The 18,258-nt window shown below is 62.8% G+C and carries 15 protein-coding genes; 8 read left to right on the top strand and 7 right to left on the bottom strand.

What is annotated here, in order from left to right:
- Positions 1 to 53 precede the first annotated feature (53 nt).
- Both ku and ligD read left to right on the top strand, forming a co-directional pair.
- Entirely contained in the window at positions 54 to 935 is an 882-nt protein-coding gene (gene ku, locus D3M59_RS04140) for a non-homologous end joining protein Ku (RefSeq protein ID WP_119531841.1), read from the top strand.
- A 1-nt stretch (position 936) separates the two neighbouring features.
- The gene (gene ligD, locus D3M59_RS04135; RefSeq protein WP_119531839.1) at positions 937 to 3,411 is read left to right on the top strand and encodes a DNA ligase D; all 2,475 of its coding nucleotides are present in this window, start codon (positions 937 to 939) and stop codon (positions 3,409 to 3,411) included.
- A 107-nt stretch (positions 3,412 to 3,518) separates the two neighbouring features.
- Here the strand turns inward: ligD and pip are convergent, their stop codons facing one another.
- From pip to D3M59_RS04105, 5 genes are all read right to left on the bottom strand, one after another.
- Positions 3,519 to 4,472 (bottom strand): prolyl aminopeptidase, encoded by a 954-nt coding sequence (pip, locus tag D3M59_RS04130; RefSeq protein WP_119531837.1) that lies wholly within the window; start codon positions 4,470 to 4,472, stop codon positions 3,519 to 3,521.
- Positions 4,473 to 4,486: 14 nt separating this feature from the next.
- On the bottom strand, positions 4,487 to 5,515 hold the full coding sequence (locus D3M59_RS04125; RefSeq protein ID WP_119531835.1) for an ATP-grasp domain-containing protein: 1,029 nt from the start codon (positions 5,513 to 5,515) through the stop codon (positions 4,487 to 4,489).
- Positions 5,516 to 5,588: 73 nt separating this feature from the next.
- On the bottom strand, positions 5,589 to 7,868 hold the full coding sequence (locus D3M59_RS04120; protein ID WP_119531833.1) for a TonB-dependent receptor: 2,280 nt from the start codon (positions 7,866 to 7,868) through the stop codon (positions 5,589 to 5,591).
- Positions 7,869 to 8,041: 173 nt separating this feature from the next.
- Entirely contained in the window at positions 8,042 to 9,412 is a 1,371-nt protein-coding gene (locus tag D3M59_RS04110) for a glutamate--cysteine ligase (RefSeq protein WP_119531831.1), read from the bottom strand.
- Between the two features lie 60 nt (positions 9,413 to 9,472).
- Positions 9,473 to 10,264, bottom strand: coding sequence for a 16S rRNA (uracil(1498)-N(3))-methyltransferase (locus D3M59_RS04105; RefSeq protein WP_325048599.1), 792 nt, complete (start codon positions 10,262 to 10,264; stop codon positions 9,473 to 9,475).
- A 32-nt stretch (positions 10,265 to 10,296) separates the two neighbouring features.
- Here D3M59_RS04105 and D3M59_RS04100 point away from each other — a divergent pair, with 32 nt between their 5' ends.
- From D3M59_RS04100 to D3M59_RS04085, 4 genes are read left to right on the top strand one after another with little or no spacing between them, the layout of a single operon-like run.
- Positions 10,297 to 11,787, top strand: coding sequence for a phospholipase D-like domain-containing protein (locus D3M59_RS04100; protein ID WP_119531829.1), 1,491 nt, complete (start codon positions 10,297 to 10,299; stop codon positions 11,785 to 11,787).
- A 17-nt stretch (positions 11,788 to 11,804) separates the two neighbouring features.
- Positions 11,805 to 12,509 carry an HAD family hydrolase gene (locus tag D3M59_RS04095; protein ID WP_119531827.1) on the top strand — a complete coding sequence of 235 codons (705 nt, stop codon included), beginning with the start codon at positions 11,805 to 11,807 and terminating at the stop codon, positions 12,507 to 12,509.
- Entirely contained in the window at positions 12,506 to 13,414 is a 909-nt protein-coding gene (gene ubiA / locus D3M59_RS04090; protein ID WP_119531825.1) for a 4-hydroxybenzoate octaprenyltransferase, read from the top strand. Before D3M59_RS04095 ends, ubiA begins: the two co-directional genes overlap by 4 nt.
- Positions 13,415 to 13,432: 18 nt before the next feature.
- Positions 13,433 to 14,779 carry a TldD/PmbA family protein gene (locus tag D3M59_RS04085; protein WP_119531823.1) on the top strand — a complete coding sequence of 449 codons (1,347 nt, stop codon included), beginning with the start codon at positions 13,433 to 13,435 and terminating at the stop codon, positions 14,777 to 14,779.
- Here the strand turns inward: D3M59_RS04085 and D3M59_RS04080 are convergent.
- Together D3M59_RS04080 and D3M59_RS04075 are read right to left on the bottom strand one after the other, a co-directional pair.
- On the bottom strand, positions 14,776 to 15,213 hold the full coding sequence (locus D3M59_RS04080) for a CoA-binding protein (RefSeq protein WP_119531821.1): 438 nt from the start codon (positions 15,211 to 15,213) through the stop codon (positions 14,776 to 14,778). The genes D3M59_RS04085 and D3M59_RS04080 overlap by 4 nt on opposite strands.
- Before the next feature lie 29 nt (positions 15,214 to 15,242).
- Positions 15,243 to 16,208 (bottom strand): Mrp/NBP35 family ATP-binding protein, encoded by a 966-nt coding sequence (locus tag D3M59_RS04075; RefSeq protein ID WP_119531819.1) that lies wholly within the window; start codon positions 16,206 to 16,208, stop codon positions 15,243 to 15,245.
- A 70-nt stretch (positions 16,209 to 16,278) separates the two neighbouring features.
- Here D3M59_RS04075 and hflK point away from each other — a divergent pair, with 70 nt between their 5' ends.
- Together hflK and hflC are read left to right on the top strand one after the other, a co-directional pair.
- On the top strand, positions 16,279 to 17,376 hold the full coding sequence (hflK, locus tag D3M59_RS04070; protein WP_119531817.1) for an FtsH protease activity modulator HflK: 1,098 nt from the start codon (positions 16,279 to 16,281) through the stop codon (positions 17,374 to 17,376).
- Positions 17,377 to 17,399: 23 nt separating this feature from the next.
- Positions 17,400 to 18,230, top strand: coding sequence for a protease modulator HflC (hflC, locus tag D3M59_RS04065; protein ID WP_119532863.1), 831 nt, complete (start codon positions 17,400 to 17,402; stop codon positions 18,228 to 18,230).
- Positions 18,231 to 18,258 lie beyond the last annotated feature (28 nt).

Genomic DNA, 18,258 nt, shown 5'->3' with positions numbered 1-18,258 from the left:
ACTCTGGGTCCCAATAATTGAATCGGCACCGAACCGATGCGCGGAGACGAAACATGGCGGCGCGACCCAGTTGGCGCGGGCAGATCAGGCTGGCGCTGGTGGCCATTCCGGTAGAAATCTATCCGGCGACCAAGGCCGGCAAATCGATTGCCTTTCATCAGGTGCACGAGCCGTCGGGGCAGCGCGTGCGTTACGAAAAGGTCGTGCCAGGCATCGGCCCGGTCGATCGTGACGAAATCCTGAAGGGCTATGAGGTTGAAAAGGGCGAGTACGTCCTGCTCGAACCGGACGAGATCGAGAAGGTCAAGCTCGAGAGCCGCAAAACGCTGGAACTCACCCAGTTCGTCGACCTCGGCGACATCGACCCCATCTACTATGACAAGCCCTATTATGTCGTCCCGGCCGACGATCTTGCGGAAGAGGCGTTCGTGGTGCTCCGCGAAGCGCTGAAGCGAAGCAGGAAAGTTGGCATAGGCCAACTGGCTATGCGCGGACAGGAATATGTCGTCAGCCTGAAGCCTTGCGGCCGCGGCATGGTGTTGGAAACGCTTCGCTATGCCGACGAGGTGCACCGCGCTGCGAGTTATTTCCGGGAGATTGGCGACACCAAGCCGGATCCCGACCTGCTCGACCTTGCCGAGACCCTGATCGACAAGAAAGCCGGCGACTTCGACGCGGGCGAGTTTCAGAATCGCTACATCGACGCGCTGAAAAAACTTATTGCTGAGAAACAGAAGAAGAAGGGCAAGCGGGTCATCCAGGATGATTCTTCTGACAAGCCCGCCAAGGGCGGCAACGTCGTCGACCTCATGGCTGCTCTGAAGAAGAGCATTGATTCGGGTGAGCGGACGCCGGCGAGGAAAGCTGCGGCCAAGAAGTCCGCCGCGAAGAAGGCACCGGCCAAGAAGACCGCGCCGGCGCGGAAGCGGGCCTGACATGGCGCGCGGCAAGCTCGACATCGAAACCTACAACAAGAAGCGCGATTTCACGAAGACAAAGGAGCCCAAGGGGCGGAAGTTCAAGGGTAAGGGCGACAGCTTCGTTGTGCAGAAGCATGATGCGTCGCGGCTGCATTGGGACTTCCGCCTGGAACTGGACGGCGTGCTGAAAAGCTGGGCGGTACCGAAGGGACCATCGATCGACCCCGGCGACAAACGGCTCGCGGTCCGGACTGAGGATCATCCGCTCGACTATGGAGCCTTCGAAGGGGTCATTCCCGAGGAAGAATATGGCGGCGGCACGGTGATGCTGTGGGATCGCGGGCGATGGACTCCCGAACCGGGCAAGAATCCTAGCAAGACGATCGAGGAAGGCCATCTCCACTTCACGCTGGAAGGCGAGCGGATGAAGGGCGAATGGGTTATGTTCCGCCTGAAGGGGCGGCCGGGCGAGAAGGGCGAAAACTGGATGCTCAAAAAGGTGGACGACGAGTTCACCGGACCTGGCGATGCGCTGGTCGAGGAAGGAGTGAGGAGCGTCACGACCGGCCGAACGATGGCGGAGATAGCCTCCGGCGTCGACGTCTGGAAATCCAACTGCGGCGGAGCGAAAGGGGGGAGGAGTGTACGCAAGGGCGGCACTGCGCCGCCTAAATTCCACAAGCCGCAACTGGCGACGCTGGTCGATGCGGTGCCGGCGGGTAACGACTGGATACATGAGTTTAAATATGACGGCTACCGGCTGCTGATTGCCACGGGCGGCGGCGCCGCGACGGCATGGACACGCAACGGCAAGGACTGGACCGACAAGTTCGGCTCGATCATGAAGGCAGCGGCGGACTTGCCGGGCGGCTATCTGATCGACGGCGAAGCGGTCGCGCTTGGCAAGAACGGCAAGCCGGACTTTCAGCTTCTTCAGGTCAGCCTAAAGGGCGGTGATGCGGATCTGGCCTTCTATGCCTTCGACTTGCTGTTCGAAGACGGGAAGGACATTCGCAAACTGTCCAATCTGGAGCGGAAAGAGCGATTGGCCGCGCTGTTGAAGGGCGTCAGCCCGCCGATCATGTACGGAGACCATGTCGTGGGCAAGGGCGAAGCCTTGTTCGACGCGGTCTGCGCGGAAGGCGGCGAAGGGATTATCTCGAAGAAGGCGAGTGCTTCCTATCGAGGCGAACGGAGCCGCAACTGGCTGAAGATCAAGTGCGTTCAGCGGCAGGAATTCGTGATTGTCGGATGGCAAAAGAGCGACAAGCGCAAGGGCTTCCGCTCGCTCCACCTCGCTGTCCGCGATGGGCGCAAGCTGGTTTATGCAGGCAAGGTCGGGACGGGCTTCAACGGCGCTCTCATCGCGCACCTGAGCGAGCGGATGAAGCTGCTAGCGGTCGACGAGCCGCCGGTCGAAGTGCCGCGCGCGGCGCGGCGCGAGTCGCATTGGATCGTGCCCAAGCTGGTCGGCGAAGTGGCCTTCACCGAATTCACCAGCGACGGCGTCCTTCGCCATCCCAGCTTTATTGCACTTCGAGAGGACAAATCGGCCAAGGAGGTGGTTCGGGAGGAGCCGAAGCATTTGCCGAAGCGTGCGACGAAAGCGAAAGACGCGGATGCCGATTCCTTCGGTGTAAAGATAAGCAACCCGGACCGGGTTATCTTCCCGGGCGAGAATCTAACGAAGGGCGACCTCGCCGACTATTACGCGGCTATCGAAGCACTGATGCTGGTCAACATGAGCGGTCGCCCGATCAGCCTGATCCGCTGCCCACAGGGACGCGGTAAGCATTGCTTCTTCCAAAAGCACGACAGCGGGTCGATGGGGGAAGACGTCAAGCATGTTCCCGTCAAGGAAAGCGACGGAGAAATGCAGGACTATCTCTGCGTCGAAGACGCGAAGGGCATATTGTCCTGCGTCCAGATGGGGACGATCGAATTTCATGGCTGGGGCAGCAGGGCGAAGAAGCTCGAATATCCCGACCGGCTGGTATTCGACCTCGACCCCGACGTCGGCTTGGACTTCGGCAAGGTGAAGGAGGCAGCGGTGCGGCTGCGGGCGCTGCTGGCGGACCTGGGGCTTCAGACTTTTCCGATGCTGACCGGCGGCAAGGGAATCCACGTTATCGCACCGCTCGACCAGTCGGCGGACTGGCAGAAGGTGAAAAGCTTCGCTGAGCGTTTCGCCCGCGCCATCGCCGAGGCCGAGCCGGCAATGTTCACCGCTAACATTCGCAAGAACCAGCGTAAGGGGCGCATCTTCCTCGACTGGCTCCGCAACCAGCGCGGCGCAACGGCGGTGATGCCTTTTTCGGCGAGGGCTCGCGAAGGCGCACCGGTTGCGGCGCCAATCGCGTGGGAGGAATTGAAAAGCTTCAAGGGCGGCAACGCCTTTTCCATCCGCGACGCGAACCAATTGCTGGAGCGCGCCGGGTCGAAGCTGCTCGCCGGATGGGGCGAGGCGAAGCAGAAGTTGCCGAAAGCCTGACCAATTGCTCAATAAGGGGTCGGGTACTTCGGCAACTAAGCCACCCTCGCCAGCGGGCATTCGGCCCCAGTCCCGACTACCCCATGGTCCGGGGTCACAAGAACAGGTTAGCGCGCGAACCGATCCGTTGCGCGGATGAGCCCGTCGAGGACGCCGGGTTCGTTGTAGAGGTGGCCGCCGTCAGGAACGATGTTGAGCTCAACTTCGGGCCAGGCCTTCTTCAGTTCCCAGGCGGCCCGGGGAGGGGTGCAGCAGTCGTGACGGCCCTGGACGATAACGCCGGGAATGCCGCGCAGCTTTTCGGCGCCTTTGAGCAGCTGGCCTTCGTCCAGCCAGCCCTTGTTGGCCATGTAGTGATTTTCGATCCGAGCAATCGCGATGGCATGCTTGTCCTCAGTGAATTCGTCGAGCATCGCCTTGTCAGGGAGCAGGGTGACGGTCAGCCCTTCCCACTTGCTCCATGCCTTGGCGGCGCGAAGTTTCGTCGCCTCCTCGTCGCAGGTCAGCAGGCGGCGGTAGGCGCCGACGAGGTCGCCCCGCTCGTCCTTTGACACGACTGAAACAAAATCGTCCCAGCCATCGGGATAAAGTTCCGACGCGCCATATTTATAGAGCCAGTCGAGTTCGTTCTGCCCGAACAAGAAGATTCCCCGAAGGATGAGTTCGGTGACTCGGCCGGGATGCGCTTGGGCATAGGCCAAACTGAGCGTCGAACCCCAGCTGCCGCCGAACACCAACCATTTTTCGACGCCGCACATCTTACGGAGGCGTTCGATATCGTCGACCAGATGCCACGTGGTGTTGGCGTTGAGGTCGGCGTGCGGGGTCGAGCGGCCTGCGCCGCGCTGGTCGAACAGCAGTACGTCATAGCGCGCCGGATCAAACTGGCCGCGATGATTGTCGCTGATCCCCGCGCCCGGCCCGCCGTGAAGGAAAACCGCCGGCTTCCCGCCCGGCGTGCCGCAGCGCTCCCAGTAAAGAGAATGCCCGTCACCGACGTCGACCACGCCTGACGCATAAGGTTCGACGATTGGATAGAGGGTGCGGCGGTTTTCGGTCATGGCAGGCACACTTTCTAGTCCGGGCGCGGCCGGGCTAGCGCATTAAGTCCCAATTCAAGCGGAACAGGCGCGAGTCCCAACAGTTCGCGGAACGCATTGGTCGCGGGCATGATGCAGGCCCGCAAATAATCGAATTGCGCCGTCTTGGGAAAATAGATGAAGTTCATGGTGGCGTTCGCTTCGAATAAAAGCACTTCGCCGTTGGCCAACAGTGCGAAATCGATGCCGAAATAGTCGAGCTCTATCCGGCCGCGGATGGCGCGAAGCGTGGCCAACACCGCTTCCGGAAATCCACCGTCAGGCTGAGCGAAGCGCGCTTCTTCCTCGTCCACCAGATGCTGGCGGTCCGCCATATAGCCGCTGCGCGTGCTGGCGTGGACGTTCCAGTTTTCGGACACGAGCATGTGCCGGAAGATCATCTGGCCACCAATGAAAAACACCCGAAACTTCCGGTAGAGACCGTCGGCGCTCCGGAAGTCGACGAATTCAGTCGCGATGAACTCTCCGCGAGAGGGTAAGGTGTCCGCCAGTGCGCTGGCATTTTCGACCAGGGAAATGATCTTCCCCGTGTGCGTCCCGCTTTCACGCAAAATCAGCGGGTAAGGCATGCCGGAGCGGTCGAGTGTCCTGGCGGCGGCTTGCGGCGAACCACCACGAAGGCGAGCGACCTTCGGCACGACCAGCCTGTCGATTCCCGCCAGGCGCCGGGCGACTTGGTCGCGCGTGGAACGGAGAACGGCCTCCGGGCGGTTGACGACCTTGCCGTGCTGGCCGCGAAGCAGTTTGCGCAAATTGTCGAGCACCCGGCTGTTATGCTCCGGCTCGGTAATTAGGTTGAGGAAAGTGTCATAGCCGTCAATGTCGGGCCGCCGCGCCTGACGGAAATAGTTCGGTGTCATGTGCAGCCGGTGATAGGGCTGCTGGCCGAGTAGTTTGTACAGGTCGGTCGAGCCCGCAAGCTGGAAGCTGTTGCCGGTAATCTGCAGTTGTTCGGGCCGGTCGGCGCCGACGATATAAAGCAGGGAAGAGTCGCCACGAGCCATTGGGGGGGTGATGCCCAAAGCCGTTGCAGGCCGCAAGCGCGGCGGGCGCCGGAGCACCCGCCGCTTTTTGCCTTTAGAACTTCACGCCGACTTCGACCCCGAATATTCGCGGTTCGTTGACCATCGCCGTCAAGTTGTTGAAGTCGATGCCACTGACCGCGCTTTCGTCATTGGTCAGGTTCCGGACGAAGCCCGCCACATCGTAGCGGTCGGTCTTATACCCGATGCGCAGGCCGCCCTCGAGCAACTGGTCGTCGCTGAATTCAACCGATCGGTAGAGGAAAAACTGCACCTTCGAACGGTGGTACCAGTCGGTGAAGACATAGACTGAACCCGGGCCGACCGGATGCTCGTAGCCGGCGGTGAAGTTGGCGGTCCACTTCGGCGCCTGCGGCAGGGCATTGCCGTCGATCGACGCGATGCCCGGCGCGATGATCGGGTCGAGCACGGTGCAGGGCGCGCCGCATATGGCGACGCCAAGGCCGGGCGAATCGATCTTGGTGTGGTTGTAGCTAAGGCCGGCCGTCAGGGTCAGGCCTGTCGCCGGGCGAGCTTCAAGCTCCGCTTCCAGGCCGTGGCCGCGAACATGGTCGGCGTTCAGCAGCGTCGTGAAGTTAGAAGCTCCACCGACCGCGGTCAGCTGCAGGTCCTTGGTGTTGAAGTGGTAGCCGGTCAAGTTGAAGCGCAGGCGGCGGTCGAGCAGCACCGTTTTGATGCCCGCTTCATAGGACATGGTCGTTTCGCTGTCCGCGATCGACAGCTCGCTGCCGAACAGTAGACGGCCCTGGATCGACGGCGCGCGATAACCCTTGGCGATGCGCGCGTAGACGTTAACGTCGGGGTTCACCTCGTAAATTGCACTGGCGTCCCAGGTAAGGACGCTGTCCTTCACGCTGTCGCTGACTGGATCAACTGTGAAGCCCGGAAAGAAGGGGCGGTCGTCAAGCGGACGGGCCGCCGTCATCTTGCGCTTGTCATGGTTCCAGCGCGCACCAGCCTGAAGGGTGAGGCCATTATCGAACTTGTAGTTGAGCGACCCGAAGATGCCGAGCGCCTTGCTGGTCTGCCGCTGGGTTGCGATAGCCCAGATATCGGTCGAATCCGGCGCCGGAAAGTCGAAGGATTCGATGTTTAGTTTCTCGTTGAAGTAGAAAGCGCCGGCCTGGTAGCCGAGGCCCGTCGAATTGTTCGACGCGATGCGCACTTCCTGAGTGAACTGGTCGAGGCTGGGGACGTCGTCTTGGGTGTGGGCCGAGAAGGGGATCGTGCCCGGACCGCCGCCGGGGCAGAAGGGGCCGACGTTGCAGCCGAAGCCGCCATCGATGTCACCGCGGCTTTCCAGTTTGCCGTGCCAGTAGCTGGTGACGGAATAAAGGGTCGCCGGGCCGAGATCGTATTCGATCGTGCCTGCGACATTCTGGGTTTTCAGTTTCTGGAAGTTGATTCCGTCAGCGCGGACCTCGTCCCGCTCGAAATCGCCGCCGTCCGCGCCGTACAGCTTGTTGCTCCCGGTGCGGAAGCTGTTGGCGCGGAAGATGCGGGCATTGCCGTCCATGTCGCGCAGCTGTCCGGTAAGGCGAAAGGTGAGGTCTTCGGTCGGCTTGAACTGGATCTGGGCGCGAATGGCGATGTCGTCATAGCCCTCGAGGTCGTTCTTGCCCGGCTCGTCGAGGTTGTCGATCCAGTCGTTGCGGTGCTGCCAGAGGCCCGACAGGCGAACGGCGACCGTGTCGCTCAATTCGCCGCCGACCGCGCCTTCGGCGTTTACAGTGCTATAGGTGCCATAGCTTACGCGCGCATAGTTGCGGCCCCGGCCCGGCTTGACGGTGTCGAACTTGACGATGCCCGCCGGCGTGTTGCGGCCGAACAGGGTGCCCTGCGGCCCGCGCAGAACTTCGACCCGGTCGACGTCGAATGCCGGAAAGCCCTTCAGGATGGGGTTTTCGAGGACGACGTCGTCATAGACCAAGCTGACCGGCTGCGACGCGTTTAGGTCGAAGTCGGTATTGCCGAGGCCGCGGATGTAGAAACGGGGGAAGGTGCGGCCAAACGAGCTTTCAATGTTCAGGCTAGGCACGCGGCCCGACAGGCCGCGGACATCGGCGCCCCCGCTGTTGATGGCGGCCAGCGTCTCATCGTTGACGGTCGCGACCGACAGCGGGATGTCCTGCAAATTCTCGCTTCGGCGGGTGGCGGTGACGACAATGTCGGCCACGCCCTGCTGGTCCGCGTCGACCTGCGTCGCATCGGCGGCGGGAGTATCGGTGTCGCCGGTCGATTGGGCAATGGCGGGAGCGGGCAAGGCGCAGGCGATCGCCAGCGCGTAGATTGAAGTCTGGGTGGTCCGGCGCATCGGTCGAGCTTTCTGAAAAAGGCCAGCGGACGGGCCTTTTCTTTGCCCCGCCCCGATGCTTCCGCGCCTCTACCCGCGCTGCCATCGGAGTCAACGCGGCGCACCCTTGCCGGTTAAGATTTCACGCCCAGTGTGTCAGTTTGACGACTCTGGACGTTGGCTGCTTCGGGGCCTCAGAAACTATACTCGCCGTAGACGTGAGAAACGTCGCCGTTCCATTCGCCGTGATAGCGGTCGAGCAGGCGGTCCGCGAAAGTCTTACCAGATGCCACGACATCGCGTAGCGGGTCGAGAAAACCGCCCTCATTGTCGCCGGCCGCGTTGAGTTCCGCGCGCTCAGTCAGGCCGGCTGACGCGATTTCGAGGACTTCGGCAGCCAGGCTGCGGACGTTGCCGCCGCCGGGAACCGCGGCGTCGAGCGCTTCCTTCGGGACTGCATGGCGAAGCGCTTCGCGCTCTTCAATGGTCCAATGCTTGACCCGGTCCCACGCCGCGTCGAGCGCGGCTTGCGAATAGAGCAGGCCAACCCAAAGCGCGGGTAGGGCGCAGATGCGGCCCCAGCGGCCGCCATCGGCGCCGCGCATCTCCAGGAAACTCTTGAGACGCACTTCCGGGAAAGCGGTAGAGAGATGGTCGGTCCAGTCGGCCAGCGTCGGTTTTTCGCCGGGCAGGACAGACAACTTGCCGTCGAGGAAGTCGCGAAAGCTGAGGCCGGCCGCATCGATATATTTGCCGTCGCGGAAGACGAAGTACATCGGAACGTCCAGCGCATAGTCGCAGTAACGCTCGTAGCCGAAGCCGTCATCGAAGACGAACGGCAGCATACCGGTGCGCGCGGGGTCCGTATCTTCCCAAATGTGGCTACGAAAGCTTTTGTAACCGTTAGGCTTGCTCTCAGTGAACGGCGAATTGGCGAACAGCGCGGTGGCAACCGGTTGGAGCGCTAGGCCAACACGGAACTTCTTGACCATATCGGCTTCGGAGCAATAATCCAGATTAACCTGTATGGTGCATGTGCGAAGCATCATGTCGAGACCCAGCGTGCCGACCCGGGGCATATGGCGGAGCATGATATCGTAGCGGCCCTTAGGCATGATCGGCAGATCGGTCCGCGCCTTGTCCGGCCACATGCCGAGGCCGAGGAAGCCGAGGCCGAGCCGGTCGCCGACGGCCTTGACCTGCTGAAGGTGGCGACCGCTTTCCGCGCAGCTCTGGTGCAGGTCGGTGAGAGGCGCGCCAGATAGCTCGAGCTGACCGGCCGGTTCCAGGCTGATCGTGCCATCAGGGCCGGTGAGCGCAATAATTTTGCCGCCTTCCTCGACTGGCTTCCAGCCGAATTCGGTAAGGCCCGTCAGAAGGTCTCGGATGCCGCCGGGCTCGTCCCAAGACGGCGCCCGATGATCCGTAACTCGATAGACGAATTTTTCATGCTCCGTGCCGATGCGCCACCGTTCGCGCGGCTTCTCGCCGCCGGCGAACACGGACAACAGATCGTCGCGGCTTTCGATGAGCGGGCTAGCCGACAGGTCCGTACGCGTGGTCATGAAAAGGCCCCCTACTCGCCGCGCTGCGTGCGTCAACGCGAATATGGTAGCGGTTCGAAACTAACGCCAGTCCCCCACGCGCGACATCCATGCCGCGATTGCCGCCAGTGCCGCGGTTTCGGCGCGAAGGATGCGCGGGCCAAGCGAGATCGGTACCGTATTCGGTGCGGCGCGAATCGCCTGCCGCTCCTCGTCGGTGAACCCGCCCTCGGGCCCGGTCAAAATAGTTGCCGGACCGGCAGTGAAGGCTTCGGCCGCCGCTGTGCCGCCGTTCTCGTCGGCGAAATAGAGTGGCCGGGATGGTTCGCGCATCGTCAGGAAAGCGGCCAGCGAAATTGGTTCCAATATTGCCGGGATGCTCGTCCGGTTGCATTGCTCGGCGGCCTCGATGGCGATCGATTCCAACCGCTCCAGCTTGACCCGCTCGACGATGGTCCGCTGCGTGAAGACGGGTTGCAGCGCGGCAATACCGAGCTCAGTTGCCTTTTCGACCAGCCAGTCGGTTTGCGACCTCTTCACGGGGGCAAACGCGAGCACCAGGTCCGGAACCGCTTCCTGCGGCCGCCCGGGATGTTCGGCGACAAGTGTCACTTGCTTCTTGCTGACATCCGCAATTCGCGCGACCCACTCGCCATGCCGGCCGTCGAACAGCAGCACCTGCGACCCCACTCCTTGGCGCATGACGTTGCCGAGGTAATTGGCCTGAGCGCTGTCGAGATCGACGGTCGCTCCCATCCCAAGTGGAACGGAGACATATAGGCGCGGAAGGCTTTTCAGCGGCCAGGCGGGCGTTGCAGGCATATCCGCATCACTAGCGGGGGCTGGAACGCTCGTCACCGTCGTGCTTTTCATCGGCAAGGCCAAAAGCGCGAAATGGGGGCGGCATGGCGGAAGTGGCGTTGAAACCGATCGTTGTCGAAGGGCGCAACTGCTGGCGCATCGCGCGAGCAGAGCTTGCGACGGTCATCGTCGATGCCGCCGACTATTATCACCACATCCGCAATGCGATGGAGGCCGCCCAGCGGCGCATCTTCATCGTCGGCTGGGACTTTGACACGCGCATTGCGCTTGACCCCGACGAAAATGGGGAAGGGGAAATTCTGGGCGAATTCTTCCTGCGCCTCGCTAAAGAGCGGCCCGACCGCCCGATCGACATCCTCAAGTGGAATTTCGGCGCGCTGAAGCAGTTCTTCAGGCCCTCTGCGGTGCTCTGGCTGGCTCGGTGGTGGAAAACCAAGGCAATCGATTTTCGATTCGACAGCTCGCATCCGGTCGGTTGCAGCCATCACCAGAAGATTGTGGTCATCGACGATTGCCTGGCAGCATGTGGCGGCATTGATATCTCGTCGTGCCGCTGGGACACGAGCAGGCACCAGGACGACGATCCTCGCCGCACCAATCCGAGTGGCAAACATTATATGCCGTGGCACGATGCGACGATGATGATGCGAGGCGAAGTTGCCGGGGCGCTCGGCCAGCTGGGCCGCGAACGCTGGAAAACGGCGACGCGAGAGGCACTGGACCCGGTGGAACCATGCGACGACGATTGGCCCGACGGGCTGCCGATTATGTTTCGCGACGTCGATATTGCGATCGCGCGGACGCGCGCGGCCTATGACGATTTACCCGAAGTGCGGGAAATCGAAGCGCTATACATCGACATGATCGCTGCCGCGAAGCGCTTTATCTACTTGGAAAACCAGTATTTTACTTCGGCCAAGATCGCGGCGGCCATCGCCGACCGCATGGAGGAGGAGCAACCGCCTGAAATCGTACTCGTCATGCCGCGGACGGCCGATGGTTGGCTGGAGCAGAAGGCGATGGATGCGGCCCGGCTGAAGCTCGTTCAAGCCATCGGCAAGAAGGACAAGGCCGATCGGTTCCGGGTCTATATCCCGGTGACAGAGCAGGGGCAGGATATTTATGTCCATGCCAAGATCGCGGTCGTCGACGACCGCTTCCTGAGGGTCGGATCATCGAACCTCAACAACCGAAGCCAGGGACTGGACAGCGAGTGCGACGTGATCGTGGACACGGCCTTGCCGGCAAACGGCGGGGCGGGAGAGGCGGTCGCTGCGCTCCGCCACCGGTTGCTCGCGGAGCATCTGGGCTGCTCCCCCGAACAATTTGCCGAAGCCGAGCGGCAGGGAGAATCGATGGTCAGCGCGATCGAGGCGCTGCGCGGCAAGGGTAAAACGCTGGAGCTTCTCGAGATGGAGGATATCGGCGCCGCCGACGAATTCATCGCAAGCAACGAATTGCTCGATCCCGAAAGCCCCGATGCAATGCTTGACCCGATCGCCAAGAGGGGGCTTGCCAAGAGTTGGGCGCGGGGTCGGCTCGCGCTAGGCCGACGGTTGCACCGGCAGCCCTAGCTGTTAGGCGCGTTTCCATGCCCATCGACCTCATCTGTCTCGATGCCGACGATACGCTCTGGCACAATATGCGGCATTTCCAAGAGACGCAGGATGCGCTCGTATCGATGTTGCAGCCGTTCGCGGACGCAGGGATCACACGCGAAGCGCTGGAGGCCTGCGAGATACGCAACCTCAAGCTGTATGGCTACGGCGCCAAGGCGTTCACCTTGTCAATGGTCGAAACTGCGCTGGAACTGGGCGGCGACGAGGTTCCAGCATCGGTCATTCGCGACATACTGCAGGCGGGCCGCGCACTTCACACCCATCCGGTCGAGTTGTTCTCGGGCATCGACGATACGTTGAATGCGCTGGCGGACCGCGCGCGGCTAGTTCTGGTCACCAAGGGCGATCTGTTCCATCAGGAAGCGAAGCTGGCCGCATCGGGGCTTGGTGACCGGTTTTCGGGCATCGAGATCGTCAGCGACAAGAATCCGCGGACCTTCGTGTCGATCTTCGATCGGTTCGGGGTTAATCCCGTATCGGCGCTGATGGCCGGGGACTCGATGCGGTCGGACATCTTGCCGGCCCTCGAGGCGGGCGCTTGGGCTGCGTACATCCCGCAGCCCCTGGCATGGAGCCATGAGCAGCGTCCTGCGCCGCAGGACCATCCCCGCTTCCGCGAACTGCCGTCGCTCGCATCGCTCGTTCACTGGGTGGACCAGCTACGCGAGGCAGCGTGACCGACCTTGTTCCCGACAGCGAGCGCCACGGCCTAATCAGCGCGCTGCCCCGGTCGTTGCGGCCGTACGCATCGCTGATGCGCCTCGACCGGCCGATCGGGACCTGGCTGCTTTACTGGCCCTGCGCGTGGAGCCTCGCATTGGCTGGGGTGCAGGGACATTGGGCGCTGTTCGGCTGGTTCCTACTCGGCGCGTTCGCGATGCGGGCGGCCGGGTGCACCTATAACGACATCGTCGACAAGGACCTCGATATCCAAGTCGAGCGGACGCGCCTGAGGCCAGTCGCATCTGGGCGGGTAAGCGTGAATGCGGCATGGGCCTTGGTTATCTGTCTGTCGCTGTTGGGCCTGGTCGTACTGCTGCAGTTTGGTCGCGTCGCACAAGGGGTCGCGTTGCTGAGCATCGCCCCCGTCGCTGCCTATCCCTTCATGAAGCGCATCACTTGGTGGCCGCAGGCGTGGTTGGGATTGGTGTTCAGCTGGGGTGCGCTGGTAGGCTGGCCGGCGGTGACAGGTGCGTTCGGCTGGCCGCCACTGCTCCTGTGGCTCGGCAGTATCTTCTGGGTCATCGGCTACGACACACTATACGCCATCCAGGATATTGAGGACGACGCGCTGGTCGGCGTGAAATCGAGCGCGCGCGCTCTAGGCAGCCAGGTGCGAACCGGGATCGCCATTTGCTATGCGCTGGCCGTCCTGGGTTGGGCGGGCGCAATCTGGTCGGTGCGGCCGGACTGGGTTGCGCTGCTGGCACTGGCACCGGCGGCGGCGCACCTCGGCGCGCAGGCGTATCGAGCCGATCCCAAGGACGGATCCGCTGCGCTGGCCCTGTTCCGGTCCAACCGTTTTACGGGGTTTCTACTGTTCCTGGGCATCCTGGCAGTTGGCTTGTCGTCGGCCCAATGACGGCTTACGGCCCGCCCAATGCTTGAACCCGCCGCCGCACGCGATAAGGCCGCCTCGATTGTTGAACTCGCGCTGAAGGGCGGGGCCGACGCGGCCGACGCGGTCTACGCTGGCGAACGGTCCCAAGGGGTCAGCGTTCGCTTGGGCGAACTGGAAGATGTTCATCGCAGCGAAGGCGAGGAAATCGGCCTGCGCGTATTTCGCGGCAAGAAGACCGCGAGCGTGGCTTCTTCGGATCTTTCGGCAGATGCGATGGCCGCGCTGGTAGACCGTGCTCTAGCCATGGCGGCGGAAGCGCCGGAGGACCAATATGCTGGGCTGGCGCCGGAGGAGCTGCTGTTCCGCGGTGAGCCAGCCGACCTCGACATCGATGATGGCGGCGATCCTGAACCGGCCGCGCTGCGCGAGCGAGCGCTGGCAGCGGAAGATGCCGCGCGCGCGGTCGGGGGCATAACGAACAGCAACGGAGGAAGCGCCTCCGCGTCGGCATCGACCTTCGCCATCGCAACCAGTCACGGCTTTGCCGGCGCAACGCGGGCCACTGGCTATAGCTGTTCGGCCAGCGTGGTGGCGGGCGAGGGCAGCGCGATGCAGCGTGACTATGCTTGGCACAGCGCTCGACATCTGTCTGACCTTGAGGCGCCGCAAGACATTGGCGCGCGGGCTGCGAACCGCACAGTCGGGCGCCTGAACCCGGTCAAGATGGCGGCCGGCGTCATGCCGGTCCTGTTCGATCCCCGCGTGGCGACGACGCTGCTTGGCCATTTCGTCGCGGCAATCAGCGGCAGCGCGATCGCTCGACAGTCCAGTTTCCTGCTCGACGCGCTGGGGACGCAGCTATTCGCCAAGGGCATCACCATTCACGACGATCCCTTCCGCAGGCGTGGGCTGCGCAGCCGGGCATTCGATAGCGAGGGGTTATCTGTACGTGCGTCGGAGCTCGTATCCGACGGAATCCTAAACGGCTGGCTGGCCGAAAGCGCGTCGGCGCGCCAGCTTGGGATGGCCCCGACCGGTCATGCGGTTCGCGGCGTGTCTGGGTCGCCCGGGTCAGGTCCGGCGAATCTTTACCTCGCCCCGGGCGGCATCGAGCGCGAAAAGATGGTTCGTGGCGTGAAGCGCGGCGTTCTGGTGACGGAGCTGATCGGGCAGGGCGTCAACGGGGTCACCGGCGATTATTCGCGCGGAGCAGCCGGCTTCCTGATCGAGAATGGCGAGATTGCAGCGCCCGTCGCGGAAATCACCATCGCGTCCAACCTGAAGCAAATGTTTGCGACTCTGATCCCGGCAAGCGACCTGAGGTTCCGGCGCGGCGTCGATAGCCCCACGCTGATGGTCCCGGAGATGACGGTGGCGAGCGCCTAGGCGGGGCGCTCGACCGGCCGCAGGCCCAGCCTGGCGAATTCGATCTTCGGGCAGTGGTCCATGACGACTTTCAGCCCGGCGTCCTCGGCCCGCTTGGCGGCCGCCTCATCCATCACGCCCAGTTGCATCCAGACCGCCTTCGCGCCGACAGCGATGGCCTGGTCAACGATGTCGCCAGCCTCCTCGCTCTTGCGGAAGATGTCGACGATATCGATCGGCTCGCCGATCTGGGACAGATCGCGCCAGACATATTCGCCGTGGACGTGCTCGCCCGTGATACGCGGGTTTACGGGGATGACGCGATAGCCCTGGTCCTGAAGGAACTTCATCACGCCAAAGCTCGGCCGGGACGGATTATCCGACGCACCAACTATGGCGATGGTCCGCGAATTCTGCAGAAGGTCGGCAATGTCCTCGGGTCGGGTTAGCGGCATGTTCTACTCCCTTTAATCCCCACAATGCCTCAGCCGCGGACTTTCTCCAGTTGCGCGAGAATCTGCGCCGCGATCTTCGAGAATGCGTCGGCCGCGGGCCCCTCTTCGGCGGCGGGTGGCCGGCCGGCATCCGATGCTTCGCGAAGGCTGGCGGACAAGGGCAGCCGTCCGAGGAAAGGCACGCCGAGATTGGTTGCGGATGTTTCCGCTCCACCCTGCCCGAATGGGTCGCTGCTCTCGCCGCAGTGGGGGCATGTGTAGCCCGCCATATTCTCGATGATGCCCAGCACAGGGACGCTAACCTTACCGAACAGATCGATGGCGCGCGTCGCGTCGATAAGCGAGAGATCTTGGGGCGTCGACACGATGACGGCGCCATCGGGCCGAGCCTTCTGTATCAGCGAGAGTTGTACGTCGCCCGTGCCCGGCGGCAAGTCGACGAGAATGATTTCGGTGTCGCCCCAATCGGCATCGATCAGTTGGTTCAGCGCGCTGGTCGCCATCGGTCCGCGCCAAGCGAGCGCGGTGCCCGGAGATACCAGCTGGCCGACCGACAGCAGCCGAACGCCTGACGGCGTCGTGACAGGAAACATCTTGCTCCCCTCCGCCTGCGGCTTCTGGTGGGCGTCTAGAAGCGTCGGCTGAGAAGGGCCGTAAATATCGGCATCGATCAGCCCGATGCGCTTGCCCATTCGGGCAAGGGCAACGGCGAGGTTCGCAGTCAGAGTGGACTTGCCGACTCCGCCCTTGCCCGAACCGATCGCAATGACCGTTCGCTCTGGCCGCGATGCGGTTAGCGCGACGCGGACCTCGACGACACCCGGCAAGTCGATTGCCGCGTCCTTGAGCCGTTTTTCGAGATCGGTTCGTTCGGCGGTTGACAGCCCGCTGGCATCAGCGACGATGGTGGCAATGGTTCCAACCAGCCGTTTCGACCGGATTCGTGCTGCATCCGGCGATGAATCAAGGGCGGAAAGGGCCGGATCGTCGCTCATGCGCGGGGCCTTAGTCCGCTTTTCGACGGGCGGCACTGTTTTTCGGCGAAACCCTTCCTATTATGGGCTCATGACAATTTTTTCAGGGTGGGGCGCCCGGGGACGCGCCCTGTTCAGCGACAACAAGGGTCCATGGGGCTCTCCACCAGGGTCGGGAGGCGGGCAAGAACCGCCGCCCGACAACGGACCATCAGGTCCGTGGAGCGAAACGCCGAAACGGCGCGCGGCCGGGTCGCGGCCGGCGGCGAGTTCCCTCGATGATTTCCTCCGCAAGAGCCGCGGCCGGCTGGGCGGAGGGCCCGGCGGCGGCGGAATCAATTTTGGCGGCCGGCCCGACCGGTCGATGCTGATGTGGGCCGTGATCGGGATTGCAGCACTCTGGTTCCTGTTCACGACAATGCATCGCATCGCACCTGAGGAGCGGGGCGTGGTCACCCGCTTCGGCCGGTATAGCCATACGTTGTCGCCCGGCATCGGCCTGACGCTCCCATCGCCGATCGACCGGGTGCAGAAGGTCAATGTGGAGGAAATCCGGCCGATCGATCTGGGCTCGGCGGCCGAAGAAACGCTGATGCTGACGGGCGACCAGAACATCATCGACATCGCTTACCAGATTCGCTGGAATATCCGGGATCCAGAGCAATACCTGTTCGAGCTCGCGACGCCGGAAGACACTATCCGCCAAGTCGCGGAAAGCTCCATGCGCATGATCGTTGGCCAAGTCACTCTCCAGGACGCGATCGGCAACAAGCGCGGCGAGATCGAAGCACGTGTTGCCGAAGAAATGCAGCAGACGCTGGATAGCTATCAGTCCGGGGTCGTGATCCAAGGCGTCGCGATCAAGCAAGCCGATCCGCCCGCTGCCGTGAACGACGCCTTCAAGGACGTGACCGCGGCGCAACAGGACGCCCAGAGCTATATCAACGACGCCAACGCCTATGCCATGCAACTGCGGCAGAAGGCGCAGGGCGAGGCGACGGCGTTCGACAAGGTTTACGAGCAATACAGGTTGGCGCCGGGAGTGACCAAGCGGCGCATGTATTATGAAACGATGGAACGAGTGCTGGGTGGCGTCGACAAGACGATCGTCGAGACGCCGGGCGTAACGCCCTATCTGCCGCTGAACGAGTTGAAGCGAAGCGCGCCGCGCACGGGAGAAGGCCAGTGATCGACATCGTTCGCCGTCACCCGATGGGCGCGGGCTTGCTTGCCTTTGTCCTGTTGCTGATGACCTTCACCACGGTTTCGGTAGTGCCTGAAACCAAGCAGGGCGTTGTCGCGCGCTTCGGCAAGCCGGTCCGTATCATCAATCGATTCAAGGAAGGTGAGCAGTTCGGCGGGCCGGGCGCGGGCCTGGCCTTCCGCATCCCGTTCGCCGAAAACATTGTGTGGATCGACAAGCGTGTGCGCGACATCGACATGGAGCGCCAGCAGGTGCTGTCCACCGACCAGCTTCGCCTGGAGGTCGATGCCTTCGCCCGGTATCGTGTCGTCGATCCATTGCGCATGTATATCGCGGCGCGGTCGGTCGACCGGGTCGAACTCGCGCTTCGCCCGATCCTCGGCTCCCAGCTCCGCAACGAGCTGGGGAAGCGGCCCTTCGCCTCGCTGCTGTCGCCGGAGCGCGAAGGCGCGATGGAGAACATCAAGGCAGGCCTGGGCCGTGTCGCCCGTCAGTACGGCGTCGAGATCGTCGATGTGCGGATTAAGAAGGCTGACCTGCCAGATGGAACGCCGCTGCAATCCGCCTACGCCCGGATGATGACCGCCCGCCGCCAGGAAGCGCGGTCCATCCGTGCGGAAGGCGCCAAGCGAGCACAGATCATCCGTGCCGAAGCCGACGCGGAAGCCGCGCAGACCTATGCGGCGGCATTCGGCAAGGACCCGGAATTCTATGATTTCTACCGGGCCATGCAGTCCTACCAGACGACGTTCCTGGGCGACGGCCAGTCGAAGCCGGCACAGACGAACATCATTCTGTCGCCGAACAACGAATATCTGAAGGAATTCACTGGACGGTGAAGCCGCTCCCTGTTCAATTCGCGTTCAT

The sequence above is a fragment of the Sphingomonas edaphi genome (genome assembly GCF_003583725.1).
Lineage (GTDB): Bacteria > Pseudomonadota > Alphaproteobacteria > Sphingomonadales > Sphingomonadaceae > Sphingomicrobium > Sphingomicrobium edaphi.
Note: the sequence above shows the minus strand (reverse complement) of the source record. Positions and strands in the feature narration are given on the sequence as shown.